The organism is Methylobacillus sp. MM3 (assembly GCF_001645185.1).
Classification (GTDB): domain Bacteria; phylum Pseudomonadota; class Gammaproteobacteria; order Burkholderiales; family Methylophilaceae; genus MM2.
The window spans coordinates 201849-221766 of sequence record NZ_LXTQ01000011.1 but is presented as its reverse complement, the minus strand read 5'-3'; the positions used below and the strand labels follow the sequence as shown (position 1 = coordinate 221766).

Below are 19918 nucleotides of genomic sequence, written 5' to 3'. Positions count from 1 at the left end.
ATACCAGCAGTTTAACAAATCGCCACTTCCCCTGCGAGAAAGCGGCGGCCAGGACCTCAGGTGTCGGACTTTTTCTCGGCAGATGTCTGTTTTTCACCAGCCTGCTGTTGCTTCCAGCTATCGCGGGCCGCGTCGACATCCACGTTCCAGATATCGCCGAATGCCGAGATGCTTTCAGGCGGCTCATGTTCGGGATGCAAAGTTGAATAAAGCTTGCTGAGCGCCCAGATTTCAGTCACGGTCTCGGGCGGGAAGCCGAGCCGGTTCGGACGGTTGCTCATGATCAGTTCATCGAAATAGGGTCGCATGTCAGTGGTGCCCCAGAACTCCACAAGCTTATGAAATACATGCGGATATTTCTGCTCCAGATTCGTAGGATACTTATCCGCATGCTCTCCGAGGTGCTCAAGCATTTTCTGGTTCATTATTCACTCCTCAGATTGTCACATTAGTGATTAATGTAAACCTAAAAATGAAAGCTGCCAATCGGCAGCTTCCACGAGAGCACGCAGCTCGGCGTCACTCTTGACTGCAACCCCGATGGTTGGCCGACCACAGGTATCGTGATTGATTACCAATGATTAAACGAGCATTGCGTAGTACTGCACCACCAGTTGGATATCGATGGGGAACGGCACCTCGTCCGCTTCCGGCAGGCGAGTGATCTTGGCACTCAGCTTCTTGTCGTCCCAGCTCAACCACTCCGGTCGCGTCAGCGCAGGCTCGGCCATGGTTTCGACCACCATGGGAATATTGCGCGAGCGCTCGCGCAGCTGGATTTCGTCGCCGACGCGCAAACGCATCGATGGAATATTGACGATGCGGCCGTTCAACATGAAATGGCGGTGATTGACCAGTTGGCGCGCGGCGATCAGCGTTGGGGCCAGTCCGGCACGGAACACGACGTTATCGAGGCGGGATTCCAGCAATTGCAGCAGAATGGCACCGGAAGAACCGTGCGTGTGACGCGCATCCACCATCAGGCGACGCAGCTGGCGCTCGTTGACGCCGTAGTTGTAGCGCAGCTTCTGCTTTTCGATCAGTGCGACGCCGTAGTCCGACTTGCGTCGGCGGGCTGCCGACGCACCATGCTGGCCCGGCGGATTGGGACGGTTTTCGGTACTTTTGCGCGACAGGCCCGGCAATTCGACGCCGAGCGCGCGCATCACTCTCAGCCGGGGGCCGGTATAACGTGACATATGGATATCTCCTTGATTGTGTTGATTAGTGTCGTGTTTGGGACCAGTTGCGAGGTAATGGCCCCGCATCCAGCAGAAGACCGGTAATGCGGTTGGCTTCGTCCTCCGCCAGTTCCATGGCATCCAGCCCTTCCGTCAGCGTTGCCCACAGCAGCAGATAGGCATCGCGATCCATGTACAGACTGGCTTCACCCAGTCGCAAGCGCACGGTACGTTCTTCCAGGCAATATTCGACCGTCCAGTCTCCATGCTGGGAGAGAGGCAGCCATTCGGGAGATTTCTGTTTCATGCTGTAATCCTTTCTAGAGCCTGTTTCAGCGGGCTCTTGCGATAGCTATCGGATTTTTGCTATCCGGGAATTAAAAGTGACAAGCTTGCGTCTGCATCGTTCGCTCTTTTTTCATGCCACTTCGTTCGCAACTTCGTCTCCCGATAGCGCGGCTAACGCCAATACCAAATCCTGCATTGCGCATTTTCATGCCAACCCTCCGATCAAGCTATCTATCGGCTGGCTGGCTTGAGCTGGCTAGCGTATTTTTGAAGCGGCCGCTCGATGCGGCCTTATGTTTAAAGCGATTGCAATGTAAATAACACCGTCAACCCCAAGGATGTACCGACCAGTCCGGCCAACGCCAGGCGCGATCCGCGCATCTTGGTCCACAGCAGCACGCCGGTAATCGACAGCACCAGCATGGCTCCGGCCAAGGAATCAACCAGCAGAATCCAGCCGGCGTTCATGCCCGTGCCCTTGTGCATGCGCATCAGGAAGCCCCAGGCGTTGACGTCCTGCCGCTTCACGCTGACAAACTGATTGCCCACCCAGTATTCTGCGCTAAGGGAATAGTGCGGCAGATGAAATTCCGCTTTCCACTGCGCGGGCTGGGCAAGCTTTTTATCGCCCCAGGCAACCGGCCGTGAAGGCTCGTCATGCACCTTGTAAGCAGGCTGCTTGAGTTCGAACTCGCGCTGCATCAGATGCGCAAATTCCTGCGCGTTTTTTGGGGCGTTGGCCGGCATGGCTACTTCAAACTGGCTTTGCTCCATTTTGAGCGCCGGAATTTTCATCACGGCACGATGATTGAGCAAAAAACCGGTCACGCCGAACAGCAGACCCAACACCGCGCCCCACAACCCCAGCCAGCCATGCACGCGACGCAGCCAGCGCAAAACCTTGGCCCGGCTGACATGCGCCGAAGTCGTCGATGCTGCCGCCATCAGCGCCTCAGGCTCAGGGTTCCGACGTGACGTATGCCTTCGTAGGCATCGCCCTGGTATTCGCCCTTGGTCGCTTCGACGTGGACGACTTCCAGCACATACAGCCCCGGCCACGGCGTTTCAACCGTGGTTTCGCCCTGCGCATCGGTCTCATATTCGCGCAGCCACTGGTTGGGGGCGAACACATTCAGCTTGGCCTTGGCCAGCGGTTTGCCATGAAGGCTGACGCGCACCCGGCCCTTGCCCAGCGGCTGGATGTCGAGCGCCAACGCGGATGCGCCTTCGGCATCAGCCGCAGCGAAGCGCGAGTAATACATCGGCTTGACGATGCCGATGTTGTTTTTACGCAGGTCCTTCACTTTCATCGTGATTTCCTGCGCAATCAACGGCTGACCGGCCTTTGCGGCGAGCGCCAGGTAATCGGCCTTGCGCTGCAACGCAACAGTTGCGTGTTTGTCGTCGTTGGTCTGGACCTCGGGCATGGCAATCGTATCCAGCCTTCCGCCGGACTTTTCACGCAGCGCGTTTTCGTATTCGCCGAAGCACAGGTGGGCTTCCTCACCCACCGGCTCGATCCACAGGTAATGCGCCTTTGCCGGCATGGCAGTCGTCATACCCGACAAGAACAAGGCCATCATGAGTTTTTTCATGTTTGTTACTCCTAGAACTTGAGCTTGAGGGACAGCTGCGCATTGCGCGGGGCGCCCGGAGTATTGTCGATATCGACACCACCGTGGGCTGACACGAAATATTCGCGATCGAAGATGTTGTTCACCAGCAGCCGCACCTCGTATTTCTTGGTTTCGTAGAACGCGGTCATGTCGGCGCGTGCATAGCCCGACAGCTTCACGACATTGCTCGGCGAAGCGTACTGCTCGCCCATGAGCACCATACCGCCGCCGATGCCGAAGCCGTTGTCGAAGCGGCGCGTGACCCACAGATTGGCGCTATGGCGCGGCGTGAGGCTGGGGGTGTTGCCTTCAAGGGCGACCTTGATATTGGCACCGGTCGGGCTGATCGGCACATTCATCCTGCTGGGAGAATCAGTGATTTCAGCATCCAGGAAAGCGTAGCCGGCGGTGACATCCCAGCCGTGCGCCGGACGGCCGCTTACCGACAATTCCAGACCATCAGTACGCTGCTCACCAACAGGAATTACCCTGTTTGTCACCGGATCGGTAGACTTAATCTCGGTGCGTTCCAAGCGGAACAGCGAGATCATCGTAGAAAGATTGCCGCCCAGGAAATCCAGCTTGGTGCCAACTTCATAATTGGTCGTTTCTTCTGGCGCAATCTCGGTATTGTTGGCCGCCAGCGCAAAGGTTTCTTGCGAGGGCTGGAACGACTTCGTGTACGAAGCATACAAGCTGGCCCACGGCGTCGGTTGATATACCAAGCCGGCACGCGGGCTGTATTCGTTATCAGTGCGGCTCAACCGCGCGCCACTGATCAAGTTATCAGTTATCTGGTCGAAGCGGTCGTGACGCACACCAACCAGCGCTTTCCATTCGGGGCTCAGGGTAACCAAATCCTGCACGTAGAAACCGGCCGTTTGGCTCAGCGAACTCGTCCTGACCGCCGCAGTGCGCGTAGTGCCTAAATTGTTGAAAGGCTGCGGATCAAAAAGGCTAACATCGGGAGGAAAAGGACTGAAATCGCCAGACTGCGCATCCTTGTCTTGATAGCCCAACTCCATGCCGAACAGTAACGCGTGCTTCATACCCAGCCAATCTACATTGGTGCTGAGATCAGTCTGGTTGAAATAGCCATGTTCCTGGCGGTCGATGAAGCTATGACGGCGCGAGACGGTCAAAGTATTGGTTTTAACGGACTGGACCACGGTGTTGTTGCGGTTGAGGTCGTAATCATAGGCGCGGAAAGTGTTCTTGAGCTTCCAGCCGTTGTCGAACTCATGCTCGAGCGTAGCCGCACCGGACAGCACGTCGCTCTCGGTATAGTCGTCGTGGCGCGCGTCACTGGAGCCGTAATAGGTGCTCGGATCCACATTGACCGGACGGCCGTTGATCGCCGGCACGCCGAAGTCGGTCACGCGCTTGTCTTCAAGGCTCTCCACCTGAAGCAACAGCTTGGTCTTCTCGGAAATATCGAATTGCAGCGAAGGCGCGATGAAGTTGCGCTCGGTGAAACCCTGGTCGCGGAAGCTGTCCGAATCTTCCAGCGCCGCGTTGAGGCGGAAACTCACCGCTTCTCCCAGTGGCTGGTTGGTATCCAGTTCCACGCGCTTCATGTTCCAGGAACCCACAGTGGTAGTCACGTCCGTGAAGGCTTTATCGGTAGGCTTCTTGGTAATGCGGTTGATCAGGCCGCCGGAGGAGCCGCGACCGTAAAGCACGGAAGCCGGGCCCTTGAGCACCTCGACCTGTTCGATATTTGCCAGTTCGCGAAAATAGAGCGCATCGTCGCGCACACCATCGATGAACTGGTCCGCAATCGCGGAAAAACCGCGAATAGTGACCTGGTCGCGCTGGCCATCGCCGTTGCTAAAGCCAACGCCCGGCACGTTGCGCAGCACGTCGTTGAGCGAGCGAGCACCCTGGTCCTGGAACAGCGCTTCCGGAATGACATTGACCGTCTGCGGAATGTCACGCAATTCGGCTTCGATCTTGGCTGCGGTCTTGGTAGTCAGCGGCTGGTAGCGGTTTTCCGCTTCGGTAGAGGCCTCGACGCTCACATCGGGCAGCACGGCCTCAGCCACCGGGGCCGAATTATCGTTCGTTGTTTGAGTTTCCGCCGAGAAGGCAGGCCAGGCGGCAATAGCCATCATTACTGCGGCGATAGACGGCCGCAATCCAGTTCCGTAATTCATGCAAACTCCCAATAAGTGTATTTTTTTACTGGCTGGCTTGCCTCTGAATTAAATAGGGCTGGCTGGCGAATTGATTAGATATGCTTTATGAGTAACTTCCAAACGGAATATTAATGAGAATAGTTATTATTTGCAACTTTTTGTAAGGCGCATTTCACTTTCAGCGAGATAACGCGAGATGTGTAATTACGGCAGGTTGCAAAATGCACCCTGCCGTAATTAAAAAAGGAGATTTAGAGATTAACGGTTGTCGTTCGGGTCGGTGACGAAACCGATCTTGGTCAGGCCTGCCGAAGCGGCATCGGACATCACGACAGCGACATTGCGATACGCACTGCCTCCATCCGCACGAATGCGCAGCTCTGGCTGGGTCGGCGCCTTTGCGGCTTCTGCCATGCGCATTTGCCAATCGGACTTTTCAAGTTTCTGGTCATTCCAGTAGACCATACCGGCTGCGTCGATGGTCAGCCGGATCACTTCCGGCTTCTGCTCTTCGGGCGTCGAACTGGCTTTCGGCAGTTCGACCTTGACCGCGTGCGTCAACATCGGTGCGGTAATGATGAAGATCACCAGCAATACCAGCATCACGTCGATCAGCGGAATCATGTTGATTTCCGCCATCGGCTGCGTGGTCTGGCTTTTCGAAAATCCGCCGAATGCCATCATGCGCTCCGCTTGGAAATCGGCGTCACCTTGCCTTCGGCTGCCGGTTCCGCCATGCGCGTACCGGTAGACATGAAGGCGAACAGGTCATGCGCGAAAGAATCCAGTTCAGACAGAACAATGCGATTCGAGCGCGTGAAGAAGTTGTATGCCAGCACTGCCGGAATCGCGACGGCCAGGCCGAGCGCGGTCATGATCAGCGCCTCGCCCACCGGCCCGGCGACCTTGTCCAGCGTGCTCTGGCCGCTCATGCCGATGCCGACTAGCGCGTGATACACGCCCCATACCGTGCCGAAGAGGCCGATGAAAGGCGCACTGGAACCCACAGACGCCAACACCGTCAGGCCGGATTCGAGGCGGGCGGTGTCCTGCTCGATCGCGCGACGCAGCGAGCGGGTGAGGAATTCCTCCTGCGAGCCGGCTTCGATCATGCGTTGGCCGGTTTTGGAACCGTGCTGTGCAATCGCGCGAAAACCATGATGCGCCAGGTGCGAGAACGGATCGCGCGGCATGCCGTCGTTGAGGCGTTCGGCCACGACGTCAAGATTGGGTGCTTCCCAGAATGCCGCCAGAAAACTCTTGGCATGGCGACGCATGCGCCAGTTGGCAATCGTCTTGGTGACGATCAGATACCACGTGGCGATCGAAGATAGCGCCAGCGCGACCAGCAGAAACATGCCGACACCGTCGACTGTCTGTAAAAAATTTGCGAACCCCAATGTCTGTTGCATATAGACCCTATTTCAGTTGAAAACGACTGTGCGCCGGCCATGCATTGCGCGCAGGGCCAGGCAAGAGCCGCGCGGTTTGGCCATCCAAACAAGCGGCGAGTAACAACGCCATGCGCGCAATGCATGGCCATCCCGGAGGGTTTGAATACAAAAGAGCGTCTGCGGCGTTGCGAAACTTGCGAATGGAATAACCATTCGCTGCGTCTCGCGCCTTGCATCCATCTCTTTTGTATTCAAACGCATCATTCGTTTTCAACTGAAATAGGGTCTTACCCCTTTAAGCTAAATTGAATCGGTACGATGACCCACGCATCCACGGGCTTGTCGCCTTGACGTGCAGGTACGAATTTCCACTTCCGAACGGTATTGAGAGCCACCTGGTCCAGACGGTCGTAGCCGCTGGACTTGTGCAATACCACCGACTTGGCGGTTCCGCCCGCTGCAACGTGCACGCGCAGCAGGACACGCCCTTCTTCACCCATGCGCCTGGATAGCGATGGGTATCCTGGAGCGGGGTTATCGAGATAATCGGCATTGAAGCGCGGCGGATCGACGGGAGGATCTTCTTCCGCTGGCGCGGGAGGAGCCGCTTGGGCCACCTCAGGCTGCGGCGGCGGTGCAATTTCAGGCGCAGGCGCGGGCGGAGTGGGTGCCAGCGGCTCAACCGAGGGCGCAGGAACATTCTCGGGAGCCTTGGATACCAGTTGCGGTTCGGGTTGCACGACCGGCTCCGGTTTCTTCACGGGCTTGGGTTCGGTTTTTTTCTTGACTGGTTTGGGCGTCGCAGGCAGCGGCTTGGGCGGTGTGATTTCCGGCTTGGGAGCTTCCGGTGCCGGCTCGGGCGTAATCAGGCTGACCATGACGGGACGCGGCGGCTCGGGAACCTCCGTGCGGTAACTTGCCAGCACAGCGATGACTGCGGCATGCAGTGCAATTACCACGAGCAGCGATTTGGGTGCGATGCGCGGCAATTGGATACCGGGAAGATCAGGCATGGCCGCCAGGCGCGCCATGCTTTCATCGGGCATAACCACATTGGCCCCTGAAGATACGGCCGCGTTAGTGGACATGATATCCATCCTGCCCGTAAAACCCGCCATCGCGCAGGGATGCCTTGTCGAGGTTCGCGACAGCGGTCGCGATCAGGCTTGAAAGATTGCGGAAGGCATCATCCTTGAGCCGCAAGCTCACGGAGCCAACTTCGAGTTCCGCAACACGGCAATCGTGACAATAGACCACCCTGCAGCCGCTTTCGCCGGCCAACACCGTCTTGTTGCATGGCTTGCTTGCACTCATGAATACCCTTTTATCAACCCAACTCCCTGTACTGCCTGCCGGAGCGATTCCATGCTGCTTACCGCCGCCGCGCTGATGGCGCACCTGACTGGCTTGCACCCGTGACCGGGTTAATGTTGTTCTGGTTTACTTGGTCAGAATAAGCTTGCCCTGGCTGGTGATGCGCAGCCGGTACTCTTCGCCGACATGCTCGATCACCAATTCACGCAGCGATCCGAACAAGTCTTTGCTGCTGATACGCTTGCGGGCGGACGCAACATCGCCGGTCCGGGATTCGGATGCAAAGACGATGGATTTGTCGGAAGGCTTAATCATGTTGCAAATGATAATGATTCTTAACACCAGTGTCAACACGCCGCGCAACTCCCCGCCGACATTACTTTGGGATATCTACAGGGTAAGCCTCAGGAATGCCCGGCGCCATGAAGCCATGGGGTGATAACGCACGTATCCCTCGGACGGGGACTTGGTCTTATCCACATCCAACTCAGATCAAGGAAGGAGTGCCAACCGACAAAAAACGGATTAAAAACTTTAAACCAACCCCAGCGCCTTCATGCGGCGATACATCGTATTGCGGCTGATGCCGAGTTGGCGGGCGGCGGCGGAGACATTGCCTTCATGACAGCGCAATGCGGCGCGTATGGCCTCGCCGGCGAGGTCGTCAAGGGTGGCCCCTTCCGGCTCCGTTTCGGCAAACCGTTCCAGGTCGTCAAGGAAATCCTGCGTCAGGTGCAATTCGGTGACCGGCTTGCCGGAAGCCAGTGCGAGTGCCGTCCGCACCACATTGTGCAACTGGCGGATATTGCCCGGCCAGGGATGCGAGCGGAAAAGCTCCATGACCTCGGGCGTGAATTCCGCATGCTCCGCGTGCTCGATCTGCAGCAGCATATCCAGCAGCGCGGATAAATCCGTGCGCTGCCTGAGCGGAGGCAACGTCACCGACAGGCCGTTCAGACGGTAATAGAGATCGCTACGGAACTCGCCGCTTTCGACCTTCTCGCGCAGTTTCTGGTTGGTGGCGCTGACCAGCGAAAAATCCAGTGCCTTGGCCTTGCTGCCGCCTAGCGGAGTGACGCTGCGTTCCTGCAATACGCGCAGCAGCCGGGCCTGCAATGCCAGCGGCATATCCCCGATTTCGTCCAGAAATAACGTCCCGCCGTGCGCCTGCTCCAGTTTGCCTGGGCTGCCCCGGCGGCGCGCGCCGGTGAATGCGCCCTCCTCATAACCGAACAGCTCGGACTCGATCAGGCCTTCCGGCAAGGCGGCGCAATTCACCGCCACCCAGGGGCCGTGGCTGCGCGATGAGGCATCGTGAATGGCGCGCGCAAAGAGCTCCTTGCCGACGCCGGTTTCGCCTTCGATAAGAATGGGAATACCTTGCTGCAGCACCATTTTTACCTGCGCAATGGCGCGGGCGACACGCGGGTCGCCACTGTCCAGCATGTCAAAATTCGCGGCGGAAGTGCGCTTGGGTCGTGCCGATAATTCGGCGCGAGCGGCGGCGGAACTCCGCTCCGGCGAAATCTCCAGACGCGCAAACAGGCGCGCGCCGTTGGCAAGTCGCAGCGGGAAGATCAACTGCTCGGCCGATGCGCCACGCGCAAGGGTCGCGTTCAGCGGCATGTCGAACAGGCTATCGAAGGGAATGCCGCGCGCCGGGCCGGCCAGCTCAAGCTGGAATTGCCCGCTGCGATTCAGGGCCATCAGCGTGCCGTCGCCGGAAAATACCGCGATGCCCTCCCACAACGTGCCTATGAATTCCGGACGGGCATGGAAATGCAGCGCGAACTCGCCCTTGCAACTGGCACGGAACAACCGGTTTTCGATCATTTGCGCCGCCATCTTGACCAGGGCCAGGGTGTGCTGCTGCGGCATCAGGTAGTCGTTGGAAACGTCCAGCGTGCCGACCAGCTCATTGGCCGCGCCGAAAATAGGCACCGCCGAACAGCTGAGAATATGATGGCGCTCCATGTAATGCTCGGCGCCCTGCACCGTCATCGGGGCTTTATCGACCAGCGCCGTGCCGATGGCATTCGTCCCGCGCTGATCCTCATGCCAGGAGCATCCGGGGCTGAGTGCGATGCGTTGTGCTGCGCTGAGGAAATTATCGTCGCCCAGGCTGTGCAGTATCAGGCCCTCGTCGTCGGTCAGGATCACCATGCTGCGCGTATGCGAAATCTGCTCGTTCAGCGTCGCCATTTCCGGGCGGGCATGGGATAGCAGCAGCTCGTTCTTTTCGCATTTACGCGCCAGTTCGTCATGGGTAATCAGCTCATTGACGACGGGAGAAGAGGTCTCGAGGCCACTGTCCAGGCAGCGCCGCCAGGAGCGTTCAATCGCCTCGGCGACGGCTCCTTGCCGCACACGTCCGGCAGAAAAAAATTCCTGCCTGGCGCGCAAAACTGCTTGCGTATCATCTTGCATGAACGGGGTCCTCTGGGGCTGTTTCAACCTTGGTAATCTGTGCCACCCGCAGGTGACACCTGTGCATTTCCGTGACAACGGGGGAATTTTTCATTCCCCGATTATTTTTATTCGAACGCACTCGACAATTGGCGACGAAGCCTTGCAGGACAACGCCTTCCTCAATGCGCTTGCTGCATCTCGGCATTCTGGCACGCCAGTTGCGTAGATGAGTTGTGTCGATGATACGGCAATCGCTGATATCACGACAAGCGAATCTGATTTAGAGCTTGGCTCTAACCAATAAAACTAGTCTTTGGAGAATTAGCGTGAAATTTCAACCGTTGAAACTGGCTCTCGGTACCACCATGCTCGGCCTGCTCAGCCTGCCGGCATTCGCGAGCGACGAGCTGACGAAGCTCATGCAGGACGACGCCCAATGGGCGCATCCCCGCAAGGATTTTGCCAATACCGGCTATAGCCGCCTCAATCAGATCAACCAGAGCAACGTCAAATCTCTGAAGCTGGCCTGGACGTTCGCCACCGGTGTCAACCGTGGCCATGAAGGCGCGCCGCTGGTGGTCGGCGACACCATGTACATTCATACCGCTTTCCCGAACAACGTCTACGCGCTGGATCTGAACGACAACCAGAAGATCAAGTGGGCTTACTTCCCCAAGCAGGATCCGGCGGTGCAGGCGCTGCTGTGCTGCGATAACGTCAGCCGCGGCCTGGGCTACGGCGATGGCAAGATATTCCTGCAGCAGAATGACGGCATGCTGGTCGCGCTCGACGCCAAGTCCGGCGAAAAAGTCTGGGATGTGGCTGTCGTGAACACGCAGGAAGGCGCTTCCACCACCAATGCGCCGCATATCGTCAAAGACAAGGTCATTACAGGCTGCTCCGGCGGCGAATACGGCGTCCGCTGCTACCTCTCCGCCTACAATATCAAGGACGGCAAGCTGGCTTGGCGCGCTTACAGCACCGGCCCGGATAGCGAAGTGCTGATCGGCAAGGATTTCAACAAGGAAAACCCGCATTACAGCGCGCTTTCCTTGTATGAAGACGTGAATGGCGGCAACAAACAGGGCGGCTCCTTCAAGGCATTGACCAAGCAACAACTGAAGTATCCGGAAAGCGAACTCGGCGTCAAAACCTGGCTCAAGCCGCAGGCACGCAAGGACGGCTGGCAGAATGGCGGCGGTGCAACCTGGGGCTGGTATTCCTACGACCCGGCGCTCAACCTGCTGTACTACGGCAGCGGAAACCCCGGCACCTGGAACCCTGACGTGCGCCCCGGCGACAACAAGTGGTCGATGACCATCTTCGCGCGTGACGTGGACACCGGCATGGCACGCTGGGGTTACCAGATGACGCCGCATGACGAGTGGGATTACGACGGCATGAACGAAGTCATCCTGTGGGATGCCAAAGGCAAGAAGCTCGCTTCGCACTTCGACCGCAACGGTTTCGCCTACACCTTCGACCGCACCAACGGCACCCTGCTGGTCGCCGAAAAAATGCGTCCGTTCGTCAATTGGGCGACTTCCATCGACCTCAAGTCCGGCGTACCGAACAAGGATCCCAAGTTCTCCACCCATCAGGACTACAACGCGCAAGGCATCTGCCCTTCCGCGCTGGGCGTCAAGGATGAGCAGCCGGCGGCCTTCTCGCCCAAGACCGGTCTGTTTTACGTTCCGCTCAACCATGTGTGCATGACGTATGAACCGGTCGAATCCAAATACGTTGCCGGCCAGCCGTGGGTAGGGTCGACGCTGACCATGTTCGCCGGCCCCGAAGGCGTGATGGGCGGCTTCATGGCCTGGGATGGCCTCAAGGGCAAGTCGGTCTGGTACAACAAGGAAAAATTCTCCGCCTGGGGCGGCGTATTGGCCACCTCCACCAATCTGGTGTTCTATGGCACGCTGGACCGCTGGTTCAAGGCGCTGGACGCACGCACCGGCAAGGAACTGTGGAAATTCCAGGTCGGCTCCGGCGTCGTCGGCAATGCGATCACGTACAGCCACAAGGGCAAGCAGTATGTCGGCGTACTCTCCGGCATCGGCGGCTGGGCCGGCGTGGCAATGAATCTGGGCATGACCAACGATACCGACGGCCTCGGTGCTGCCGGCGGCTATAAGGAGCTGGTCAAGTTCAACGCGGCTCCTGGCGGCGGCGCAATGAACGTGTTCAGTCTGTAATCCTCCCGATCGCGCCCGGATCAACGCCGGGCGCGGGTTGTTGTAATTTCGCGATCCTCGCCCCTCTCTTTGCCATGGAGGGGCATTTTTTTGTGCAGCATCCAGTTGCTCTCCCCTGCGTCAGCCTCAGTAAACCCCCTATTGAATAAAGCTCCCTCGCGGAATACCATACTAAACAAGTCAACAATTAATCGGGGATAGCTAAAAGCACCGGATATTGCTTCGTTTCATGTGTTCGCACGCGTGCTTGCGTCCCCGGATTGCCCGGGAGGTTCGTCCAAAAATTTACAGGCGCTACTTTTTGAAGAAGGGAACACATCATGAAAGCAAATCGAATTTCCGGCCTTTTCCTGTGCGCGTCAACCACCATGATGCTGTGGACTGGCGTTGCAATGAGCGCCGAATTGCCCAGGCAGGGCACAGTCAATTATGTCATCCACTATGTCATGAAACCGATCAATACCATTGATGTCGACAAGCTGGGCAAAGCCGTTGCGCTGGAAATGGTAGGAACGACAGCCAACATGGAGGGGAAACCCCTCATGGACAAGATGATCGCCCATTGTGTCGCGATCAAGATCGACTCCGGCAAGGCACAATACATGAACGGCGGCTGCACCATGACCGACAAGGACGGCGACCGGATTTTCACGATCTTTGATACCCGCGAACTTGTCGGCGCACTGCCGCGATTCGGCTGCGGCACCCATACCATCACCAACGGCTCGGGCAAATACAAAGGCATCACCGGCAAGGAACCCTTCAACTGCCTCATCCTGCCCAGCGCATCAGGGCAAGGCTGGAGCGGGATGGATATCGAACACCAGATGACTTATAAATTCGAGTAAGGCTACTGTCGAAAGATACGCTTGAGGCAAAGAGAACGGTTCCTCCCTCTTGGCTATTGCAAAGATTTGCCGTCGATCAGACGCTGTAGACATGCCGCCGGTTGAAAGGGTAATCCTGCGTCCCGCCCTTGTGGGGACGGCCACCCAGTATCTGAAACAGCGCCATCCAGTTGTGCTCGAAGGCGTACGCCGAACCGGCCATGTAAATGCGCCAGATGCGGTATTTGTGCTCGCCTATCATCGCCAGCGCTTCGTTCTGCCGCGACTCCAGACGTTCTACCCAACTCCATAGCGTGCGCGCGTAATGCGGCCGCAGATTCTCGGCATCCAGCGGTTCCAGGCCGGCTGCGGCCATCTCCTGCATCACGTTGGAGACATGCGTCAATTCACCACCTGGAAAGACATATTCGTCGACAAACTCCGCAATGCCACTGCCCAGGCCATGCGCCTCGACCGCCGTGGAGGTGATTCCATGATTCATCACCAGTCCGCCCGGGCGCAGCAGCCTGTATATCTTGGCAAAATACGCCGCCAGGTTGCGCCGGCCCACGTGTTCGAACATGCCGACACTGGCGATCTTGTCGTATGGGGGACTCTCCGGCACATCGCGATAATCCATTAACCGCACCTCTACCCTCCCCTCCAGGCCGCGACGCCGGATTTCCTCGTTCACGTAATCGCGCTGGTTGTCGGAGAGCGTGATGCCCGTTGCCTGCACGCCATATTTTTCCGCCGCGTGCAGGATGAATCCACCCCAGCCGCAACCGATATCCAGCAGGCGCTCGCCGGGCTTGAGCATCAGCTTGCGGCAGATGAGATCGAGCTTTTTCTCCTGGGCGAGATCCAGGTTGCAGTCGGCATCCTCGAAATAGGCACAGGAATAAACGCGGTTGCGGTCCAGCCACAGCCCGTAGAATTCATTGGAAACGTCGTAATGGTAAGTAATGTTGCGGCGGTCGCTGGCGCGAGTATGGCGCCACCAGCGCCAATCGGAACCGTTGCTGTGGCGAACGGGTGCATCCGCCTTGCACAGGGTGCGGCCAAGTTCGAGGATATCGCGAGCATTGCCATGCAGATCGATCCAGCCTTCGACGTATGCACGCGCCAGCCCGCCCAGACTGGGGTTGGCCAGTACGCGCAACGCACGGGGATCGGAAGCATGAATGTGCACCATCGGCTCGGGCGCGGCCATCACTTCCCCGCTCCAGAGATGCACTGCCAGCGGCAAGTCACTCAGCTTCTCGCCGAGTTGCCTGAGCAAAACGTTCTTGAGCATCGCACTTCCCTCGTGTCGAAACAGCGAATCGGAACTTGTTGATTATACTAAGACAATATCAGGTGCCTGGGAATTCAGCCAAGGCGGTTCATTAAAATCATGAGGTGCATTTCATGACTACCCCGAATGCACACATCCTGTAGCTGGGTATAGTACGCTTCACAGAAGCCGGGATTCCGGCGACTGTAAGCACTTAACTCAAACCTAAGGAGATTATTATGTGGACCAAGCCCCAAGCTACCGAAATGCGTTTCGGCTTTGAAGTTACGATGTACGTTTGCAACCGCTAATTTGCGCTTGCATTAACCGGTAACCACGATGTGGTAGCCGGAATCAAAAACGGCAGCTTCGGCTGCCGTTTTTGTTTGTAGGGTATGCCACGTCCGAATGATAGATTTTTATTATCAATGCAATAACAACAATCAATTTGTACTATTTATATCCCCTCCCTAGAATGCACTTCATCGCAGTTCAACAATCCAACTAGGAGAAAACACAATGGCAACATCCCTGATCAACACCGAAGTCCTGCCTTTCAAGGCAACCGCGTTCCACAACGGCAAATTCGTCGACGTTTCCGAAACGGATCTGAAAGGCAAGTGGTCCGTGGTGTTCTTCTACCCGGCCGACTTCACTTTCGTCTGCCCGACCGAGCTGGGCGACCTGGCCGACAACTACGCCGAACTGCAAAAGATGGGCGTGGAAGTGTATTCGATTTCCACCGACACCCACTTTACCCACAAGGCCTGGCATGACACTTCCGACACCATCAAGAAGATCAACTTCCCGATGGTGGGCGACCCGACCGGCATCATCAGCCGCAACTTCGGCGTGATGATCGAAGAAGCCGGCCTCGCTGAACGCGGCACTTTCGTGATCGATCCGCAAGGCAAGATCCAGATCATCGAGATCAACGCTGGCGGTATCGGCCGCGATGCATCCGAACTGCTGCGCAAGGTCAAGGCCGCACAGTACGTTGCCAGCCACCCGGGCGAAGTCTGCCCGGCAAAGTGGAAGGAAGGCGAAGCGACCCTGGCTCCCTCCCTGGACCTGGTCGGCAAGATCTAAGCATCACACGCATGACGCCCGGGCTTGGTGCCCGGGCGGTTTTACCCGAATTCAAATAGAGAGAACGGAAAAATCATGTTGGACGCCAATATCAAAACCCAGTTGCAGGCCTATTTCGAGAAGCTGACGCAGCAGATCGACATCGTCGCCAATCTTGACGACAGCGCCAAATCGCGCGAGATGGTGGAACTGCTGGAGGATATCGCAGGGCTGTCCGGCAGGATCACGCTCGAACAACGCCGCGACACGAATGAGCGCGCACCTTCGTTCTCGCTTAATCGCCCCGGAGAAAACATCGGCCTCACGTTTGCCGGTATTCCGATGGGCCACGAATTCACGTCCCTCGTGCTGGCGCTGCTGCAAGTCGGCGGCCATCCACCCAAGGTGGAAGTCGACGTCATCGAGCAGATCAAGGGCATCCAGGGAGAATTCCGCTTTGAAACCTATATTTCGCTCTCCTGCCACAATTGCCCGGAGGTGGTGCAGGCGCTGAACCTGATGGCCGTGCTCAACCCGAATATCACCCATGTGATGATCGACGGCGCGCTGTATCAAAAGGAGGTCGACGAGCGCCGCATCATGGCCGTGCCGACGATCTACCTCAACGGCCAGGAATTCGGCCAGGGCCGGATGGAACTCGGTGAAATCATTGCCAAAATCGATACCGGCGCCGCAGCGCGCGATGCGGAAAAACTGTCGACCAAGGAACCCTACGACGTGCTAATCGTCGGCGGCGGTCCGGCGGGCGCGGCGGCGGCAGTCTATACCGCTCGTAAAGGCGTGCGCACCGGTATCGTCGCCGAACGCTTCGGCGGACAGGTCATGGATACGCTGGGCATCGAGAATTTCATTTCGGTAAAGGAAACCGAAGGCCCCAAACTCGTGGCGGCACTGGAAGAGCACGTCAAGAGCTACGAGGTGGACATCATGAACCTGCAACGCGCGGAATCGCTGATTCCCGGCGAGTTGATGGAGATTCGCCTGACCAACGGCGCGATACTGAAGAGCAAGGCGGTCATTCTCGCCACTGGCGCACGCTGGCGCGAGATGAACGTACCGGGCGAGAAGGAATACCGTGGCAAGGGCGTAGCCTACTGCCCCCACTGCGACGGCCCGCTATTCAAGGGCAAGAAAGTCGCAGTGATCGGCGGCGGCAACTCGGGCGTTGAAGCGGCGATTGACCTCGCCGGCATTGTCGGCCATGTCACACTGCTCGAATTCAACGATCAGTTGCGTGCCGATGCGGTGTTGCAGAAAAAGCTGCATAGCCTGCCGAACGTGACGGTTATTACCCAGGCACAGACCACGACAGTGACCGGCGACGGCGAGAAGGTCAATGGCCTCAACTATACCGACCGCGCGACCGGCGACTGGCATCACCTTGAACTGGAAGGCGTATTCGTGCAGATCGGCCTGGTGCCCAATACCGACTGGTTGAAGGGCACGATAAACTTGAGCAAATACGGCGAGATCGAGGTCGATGCCCGTGGCGAAACCTCAGTACCCGGCGTATTTGCCGCCGGCGACGTGACGACCGTGCCATACAAGCAGATCATCACCGCGATGGGCGACGGCGCGAAAGCCGCGCTGGGTACGTTCGATCACTTGATCCGCCACTAGTATTGGTAAGGCATTGTGCGCGAAGGGAAACCGTTGTTCCCTTCGCGCATTGCCTGCCTATTTTCCGTCTTGCTCGACAACCTTTCCTGTTTGCGCAGCAAAAAATAACCTCTCCAGAGTATCGTAAATGATTTTAGTTCTCATTTATAATGCTTCATGATAAAGTGCCGATCAATCGCTGCACTCGATAAACAGCGTTTAAATTTCGATAAGCCAGCCACCCAGGGATGTGCTCCAAGGCAGCTCGCCAGACATCACACTATCTGGGGAGTCTGTCATGAATTACACCGATCTGCGGCCGCGCACCCGCCAACGCACCCTTTCCATTCTGCTGGGCCTGCTTTACGCCGGCACCACCTCTTCCGCGCTTGCCGAATCAGGCACATCAACCACCGAACTTCAGCCGGCGTTGCTGGGCGACATAGTGATCACGGCTACCCGCACGGCATCCGACACCGCCGAAATCCCGGCCACGGTAACTGCCATTAATCAGCAGGAACTCGCACGCAAGGTGCCCTACGATGAGGCCGAGCTGTTCAAGGATGAGCCGGATATTGCAATGGCGCGCGATCTGCGTCGCTTTGGCGCAACACGCGTGAATATTCGCGGCATTGAGGATAATCGCGTCACCCAGCTGGTCGATGGCGTGCGCATGGCCGATTTCTACAATGGCGGCGGACCAACCAACTTCACAATGAATGCACCGCTGGGTGCCTCCATCGAATTCCTGAAGCAGGTGGAAATCCTGCGCGGGCCGGCATCGAGCCTGTATGGTTCGGATGCAATCGGAGGCGTGGTGGGTTATTTCACGCTCAACCCTTCCGACCTGATCGAAGACGACAAGAACCATGGCATCCGGTATCGCGGCAGCTACAACGGCATCAATGACGGATTCACCAATACCCTTCTGGGAGCTGTCAAAGGCGATGCCGCAGAATTCCTGATCGGCTACACCCATACAGACGGCCACGACGCCGACAACCAGGGCAACGTCGGCGGCACTACCAACCTGCGCACCAAACCCAACCCGCAAGACACGCGGGACGACGGAATATTGGCGAAACTGATATTGCGCCCCTCCGACCTGCATCGCATCACGCTGACGCTGGAAGGGCGCGAACAGGAGACGGATACAGAAGCCAAACGGCTGACCGCCTCCCTTCGCAAGGTCACGGCCATGTCCGGCACGGATGAGTCCCGGCGCAAACGCGGCAGCATCGAATGGGAATACATGCCGCCAGGCGCGTTTTTCGATCGACTCACCGCACGTCTCTATCGCCAGGATAGCGATACGCACAATTTCAACCTTCAGACGCGCAGCAACACCAGCGCCACATGCTCGGCCACGACAGGCAGCGGCAATAACTGCCGTATCGAACAGGACTTCAGCTTCACTCAGGAAAGTCTGGGAGGCGGACTCCAGTTCGAAACGGCGACCCAGTGGCTGAACAAGGAACACCTGATCACCTACGGCACCGACATTTCACGAGTCGATACGGAAGAACTGCGCGACACCTCGCGCTGGAACCTGACCAACGGCACCTTCAGCAAGACACTGGCCGGCGATACTTTCCCGTTGCGCGACTTTGCCAATGGGCGCACGGAAACCGTGGGTGTGTTCGTGCAGGACGAAATAAGCGGCTGGGCCAATGGGCGCCTGACCCTCACGCCGGGACTGCGCTACGATTGGCGCAGGCTCAAGCCTGAAGTCGACGCACTGGCGCAGAAATCCCTGACCGCCAATAATCGCGAAGCCGTTGAGCAAAGCGATTCGGCCTTTTCGCCCAAGCTGGCCGCGCTATGGAAGCTCGATGGCCGGTGGTCGCTCTACGGCCAGGCCGTCCGAGGCTTTCGCGCGCCCAATTATGAGGAAGTCAACGGCTCATTCCGGAATACCGTGCAAGGCTACGGTAATACGCCCAATCCCGACCTGAAGCCCGAAACCAGCATCGGGGTTGAAGCGGGCCTCAAACTGCATGCTGAAACCGTCCGCGGCCAGCTCTCGCTTTACGACAATCGCTACAAGAATTTCATCGAAAGCGTACGCCTCAATTGCCCTTCGGACCCCAATTGCCTGAGTGGGCTGAATACTTTCATGTATTCCAATCTTTCACGTGTCCGCATATACGGGGCTGAAATGCGCGGCGTCTGGGATTTCGCCCCAGGCTGGAAACTGGATGGCGCATTCGCATGGGCACATGGCCAGAATGAATCCGACAGCGAGCCGCTCAACAGCGTCGAGCCCGCGCGTGCAAACCTGGGGCTGATCCGCGACGCCGGCATATGGGGAGCGGAAGCGCGCGTTCGCGGCGCCACGGCCGTCTCGCGCACCGATGACAGCGACGGAGCATGGTATCGCCCGGCCGGTTACGTAGTGGTCGATCTGTATGCATGGTGGCGCCCCATCAAATCCGGCGTGCTGAACGTGGCGGTGAACAACCTGCTAGACAAGAAATACTGGCTGTGGAGCGACATCCGCCAGGCGGACGACATCAATCCGGTGGGCGTGGACTTTTACTCCCAGCCCGGCCGAACATTGTCGGCAAGTTTCACTTATCAATTCTGAGC

The 19918-nt window shown here is 57.7% G+C and carries 19 protein-coding genes; 6 read left to right on the top strand and 13 right to left on the bottom strand.

Going from position 1 to position 19918, the window contains the following annotated elements:
- Window positions 1–56: 56 nt before the first annotated feature.
- The 12 genes from A7976_RS05320 to A7976_RS05260 form a co-directional block, all read right to left on the bottom strand.
- On the bottom strand, window positions 57–425 hold the full coding sequence (locus A7976_RS05320) for a hypothetical protein (RefSeq protein ID WP_067108179.1): 369 nt from the start codon (window positions 423–425) through the stop codon (window positions 57–59).
- A gap of 156 nt (window positions 426–581) precedes the next feature.
- Window positions 582–1199 (bottom strand): 30S ribosomal protein S4, encoded by a 618-nt coding sequence (gene rpsD, locus A7976_RS05315; protein WP_067108177.1) that lies wholly within the window; start codon window positions 1197–1199, stop codon window positions 582–584.
- A gap of 25 nt (window positions 1200–1224) precedes the next feature.
- Window positions 1225–1488, bottom strand: a complete 264-nt coding sequence (locus A7976_RS05310; RefSeq protein ID WP_067108175.1) for a hypothetical protein — start codon at window positions 1486–1488, stop codon at window positions 1225–1227.
- Between the two features lie 278 nt (window positions 1489–1766).
- Window positions 1767–2414 (bottom strand): PepSY-associated TM helix domain-containing protein, encoded by a 648-nt coding sequence (locus tag A7976_RS05305; RefSeq protein WP_067108173.1) that lies wholly within the window; start codon window positions 2412–2414, stop codon window positions 1767–1769.
- Window positions 2414–3064, bottom strand: a complete 651-nt coding sequence (locus A7976_RS05300) for a hypothetical protein (RefSeq protein ID WP_067108161.1) — start codon at window positions 3062–3064, stop codon at window positions 2414–2416. Before A7976_RS05300 ends, A7976_RS05305 begins: the two co-directional genes overlap by 1 nt.
- 11 nt (window positions 3065–3075) lie before the next feature.
- On the bottom strand, window positions 3076–5241 hold the full coding sequence (locus tag A7976_RS05295; protein WP_082878004.1) for a TonB-dependent siderophore receptor: 2166 nt from the start codon (window positions 5239–5241) through the stop codon (window positions 3076–3078).
- Between the two features lie 240 nt (window positions 5242–5481).
- Entirely contained in the window at window positions 5482–5904 is a 423-nt protein-coding gene (locus A7976_RS05290) for a biopolymer transporter ExbD (RefSeq protein WP_067109111.1), read from the bottom strand.
- Window positions 5904–6581 carry a MotA/TolQ/ExbB proton channel family protein gene (locus tag A7976_RS05285; protein WP_240483808.1) on the bottom strand — a complete coding sequence of 226 codons (678 nt, stop codon included), beginning with the start codon at window positions 6579–6581 and terminating at the stop codon, window positions 5904–5906. The genes A7976_RS05290 and A7976_RS05285 overlap by 1 nt, the downstream gene beginning before the upstream one ends.
- 323 nt (window positions 6582–6904) lie before the next feature.
- The gene (locus A7976_RS05275; RefSeq protein WP_067108141.1) at window positions 6905–7705 is read right to left on the bottom strand and encodes an energy transducer TonB; all 801 of its coding nucleotides are present in this window, start codon (window positions 7703–7705) and stop codon (window positions 6905–6907) included.
- Window positions 7695–7931 carry a hypothetical protein gene (locus A7976_RS05270; protein WP_067108139.1) on the bottom strand — a complete coding sequence of 79 codons (237 nt, stop codon included), beginning with the start codon at window positions 7929–7931 and terminating at the stop codon, window positions 7695–7697. Before A7976_RS05270 ends, A7976_RS05275 begins: the two co-directional genes overlap by 11 nt.
- Window positions 7932–8057: 126 nt before the next feature.
- A complete protein-coding gene (hemP, locus tag A7976_RS15395) occupies window positions 8058–8246 on the bottom strand; it encodes a hemin uptake protein HemP (protein WP_067109108.1) in 189 nt (62 codons plus the stop codon).
- 219 nt (window positions 8247–8465) lie between these two features.
- Window positions 8466–10358, bottom strand: a complete 1893-nt coding sequence (locus tag A7976_RS05260) for a sigma-54-dependent Fis family transcriptional regulator (protein ID WP_067108137.1) — start codon at window positions 10356–10358, stop codon at window positions 8466–8468.
- A 347-nt stretch (window positions 10359–10705) separates the two neighbouring features.
- Here A7976_RS05260 and A7976_RS05255 point away from each other — a divergent pair, with 347 nt between their 5' ends.
- Window positions 10706–12538: a methanol/ethanol family PQQ-dependent dehydrogenase gene (locus A7976_RS05255; protein WP_082878027.1), complete on the top strand. Its 1833-nt coding sequence runs from the start codon at window positions 10706–10708 to the stop codon at window positions 12536–12538.
- Window positions 12539–12858: 320 nt separating this feature from the next.
- Window positions 12859–13386 (top strand): hypothetical protein, encoded by a 528-nt coding sequence (locus tag A7976_RS05250; protein WP_067108133.1) that lies wholly within the window; start codon window positions 12859–12861, stop codon window positions 13384–13386.
- A 76-nt stretch (window positions 13387–13462) separates the two neighbouring features.
- Here the strand turns inward: A7976_RS05250 and A7976_RS05245 are convergent, their stop codons facing one another.
- Entirely contained in the window at window positions 13463–14662 is a 1200-nt protein-coding gene (locus tag A7976_RS05245) for a cyclopropane-fatty-acyl-phospholipid synthase family protein (protein WP_067108130.1), read from the bottom strand.
- A gap of 218 nt (window positions 14663–14880) precedes the next feature.
- Here A7976_RS05245 and pqqA point away from each other — a divergent pair, with 218 nt between their 5' ends.
- The 4 genes from pqqA to A7976_RS05230 all read left to right on the top strand — a co-directional run bounded on the left by pqqA (window position 14881) and on the right by A7976_RS05230 (window position 19916).
- Entirely contained in the window at window positions 14881–14952 is a 72-nt protein-coding gene (pqqA, locus tag A7976_RS15430; RefSeq protein WP_082878026.1) for a pyrroloquinoline quinone precursor peptide PqqA, read from the top strand.
- Window positions 14953–15160: 208 nt separating this feature from the next.
- Complete coding sequence (gene ahpC / locus A7976_RS05240; protein WP_067108127.1) at window positions 15161–15730, top strand: alkyl hydroperoxide reductase subunit C; 570 nt, start codon at window positions 15161–15163, stop codon at window positions 15728–15730.
- Between the two features lie 75 nt (window positions 15731–15805).
- Window positions 15806–17350, top strand: a complete 1545-nt coding sequence (gene ahpF / locus A7976_RS05235) for an alkyl hydroperoxide reductase subunit F (RefSeq protein ID WP_067108125.1) — start codon at window positions 15806–15808, stop codon at window positions 17348–17350.
- Window positions 17351–17627: 277 nt separating this feature from the next.
- Window positions 17628–19916: a TonB-dependent hemoglobin/transferrin/lactoferrin family receptor gene (locus A7976_RS05230; RefSeq protein WP_067108122.1), complete on the top strand. Its 2289-nt coding sequence runs from the start codon at window positions 17628–17630 to the stop codon at window positions 19914–19916.
- Window positions 19917–19918: the final 2 nt, after the last annotated feature.

Excerpts from the sequence above, each read along its gene's own strand:
- rpsD (WP_067108177.1), bottom strand. The coding sequence starts at position 1,199 with ATGTCACGTTATACCGGCCCCCGGCTGAGAGTGATGCGCGCGCTCGGC.
- A7976_RS05245 (WP_067108130.1), bottom strand. The coding sequence starts at position 14,662 with ATGCTCAAGAACGTTTTGCTCAGGCAACTCGGCGAGAAGCTGAGTGAC.
- ahpF (WP_067108125.1), top strand. The coding sequence starts at position 15,806 with ATGTTGGACGCCAATATCAAAACCCAGTTGCAGGCCTATTTCGAGAAG.
- A7976_RS05275 (WP_067108141.1), bottom strand. The coding sequence starts at position 7,705 with ATGTCCACTAACGCGGCCGTATCTTCAGGGGCCAATGTGGTTATGCCC.
- A7976_RS05300 (WP_067108161.1), bottom strand. The coding sequence starts at position 3,064 with ATGAAAAAACTCATGATGGCCTTGTTCTTGTCGGGTATGACGACTGCC.
- A7976_RS05285 (WP_240483808.1), bottom strand. The coding sequence starts at position 6,581 with ATGTTTCTGCTGGTCGCGCTGGCGCTATCTTCGATCGCCACGTGGTAT.
- A7976_RS05255 (WP_082878027.1), top strand. The coding sequence starts at position 10,706 with ATGCTCGGCCTGCTCAGCCTGCCGGCATTCGCGAGCGACGAGCTGACG.
- A7976_RS05260 (WP_067108137.1), bottom strand. The coding sequence starts at position 10,358 with ATGCAAGATGATACGCAAGCAGTTTTGCGCGCCAGGCAGGAATTTTTT.
- A7976_RS05310 (WP_067108175.1), bottom strand. The coding sequence starts at position 1,488 with ATGAAACAGAAATCTCCCGAATGGCTGCCTCTCTCCCAGCATGGAGAC.
- A7976_RS05290 (WP_067109111.1), bottom strand. The coding sequence starts at position 5,904 with ATGGCATTCGGCGGATTTTCGAAAAGCCAGACCACGCAGCCGATGGCG.
- A7976_RS05270 (WP_067108139.1), bottom strand. The coding sequence starts at position 7,931 with ATGAGTGCAAGCAAGCCATGCAACAAGACGGTGTTGGCCGGCGAAAGC.
- A7976_RS05295 (WP_082878004.1), bottom strand. The coding sequence starts at position 5,241 with ATGAATTACGGAACTGGATTGCGGCCGTCTATCGCCGCAGTAATGATG.
- ahpC (WP_067108127.1), top strand. The coding sequence starts at position 15,161 with ATGGCAACATCCCTGATCAACACCGAAGTCCTGCCTTTCAAGGCAACC.
- A7976_RS05250 (WP_067108133.1), top strand. The coding sequence starts at position 12,859 with ATGAAAGCAAATCGAATTTCCGGCCTTTTCCTGTGCGCGTCAACCACC.
- hemP (WP_067109108.1), bottom strand. The coding sequence starts at position 8,246 with ATGATTAAGCCTTCCGACAAATCCATCGTCTTTGCATCCGAATCCCGG.
- A7976_RS05230 (WP_067108122.1), top strand. The coding sequence starts at position 17,628 with ATGAATTACACCGATCTGCGGCCGCGCACCCGCCAACGCACCCTTTCC.
- A7976_RS05320 (WP_067108179.1), bottom strand. The coding sequence starts at position 425 with ATGAACCAGAAAATGCTTGAGCACCTCGGAGAGCATGCGGATAAGTAT.
- A7976_RS05305 (WP_067108173.1), bottom strand. The coding sequence starts at position 2,414 with ATGGCGGCAGCATCGACGACTTCGGCGCATGTCAGCCGGGCCAAGGTT.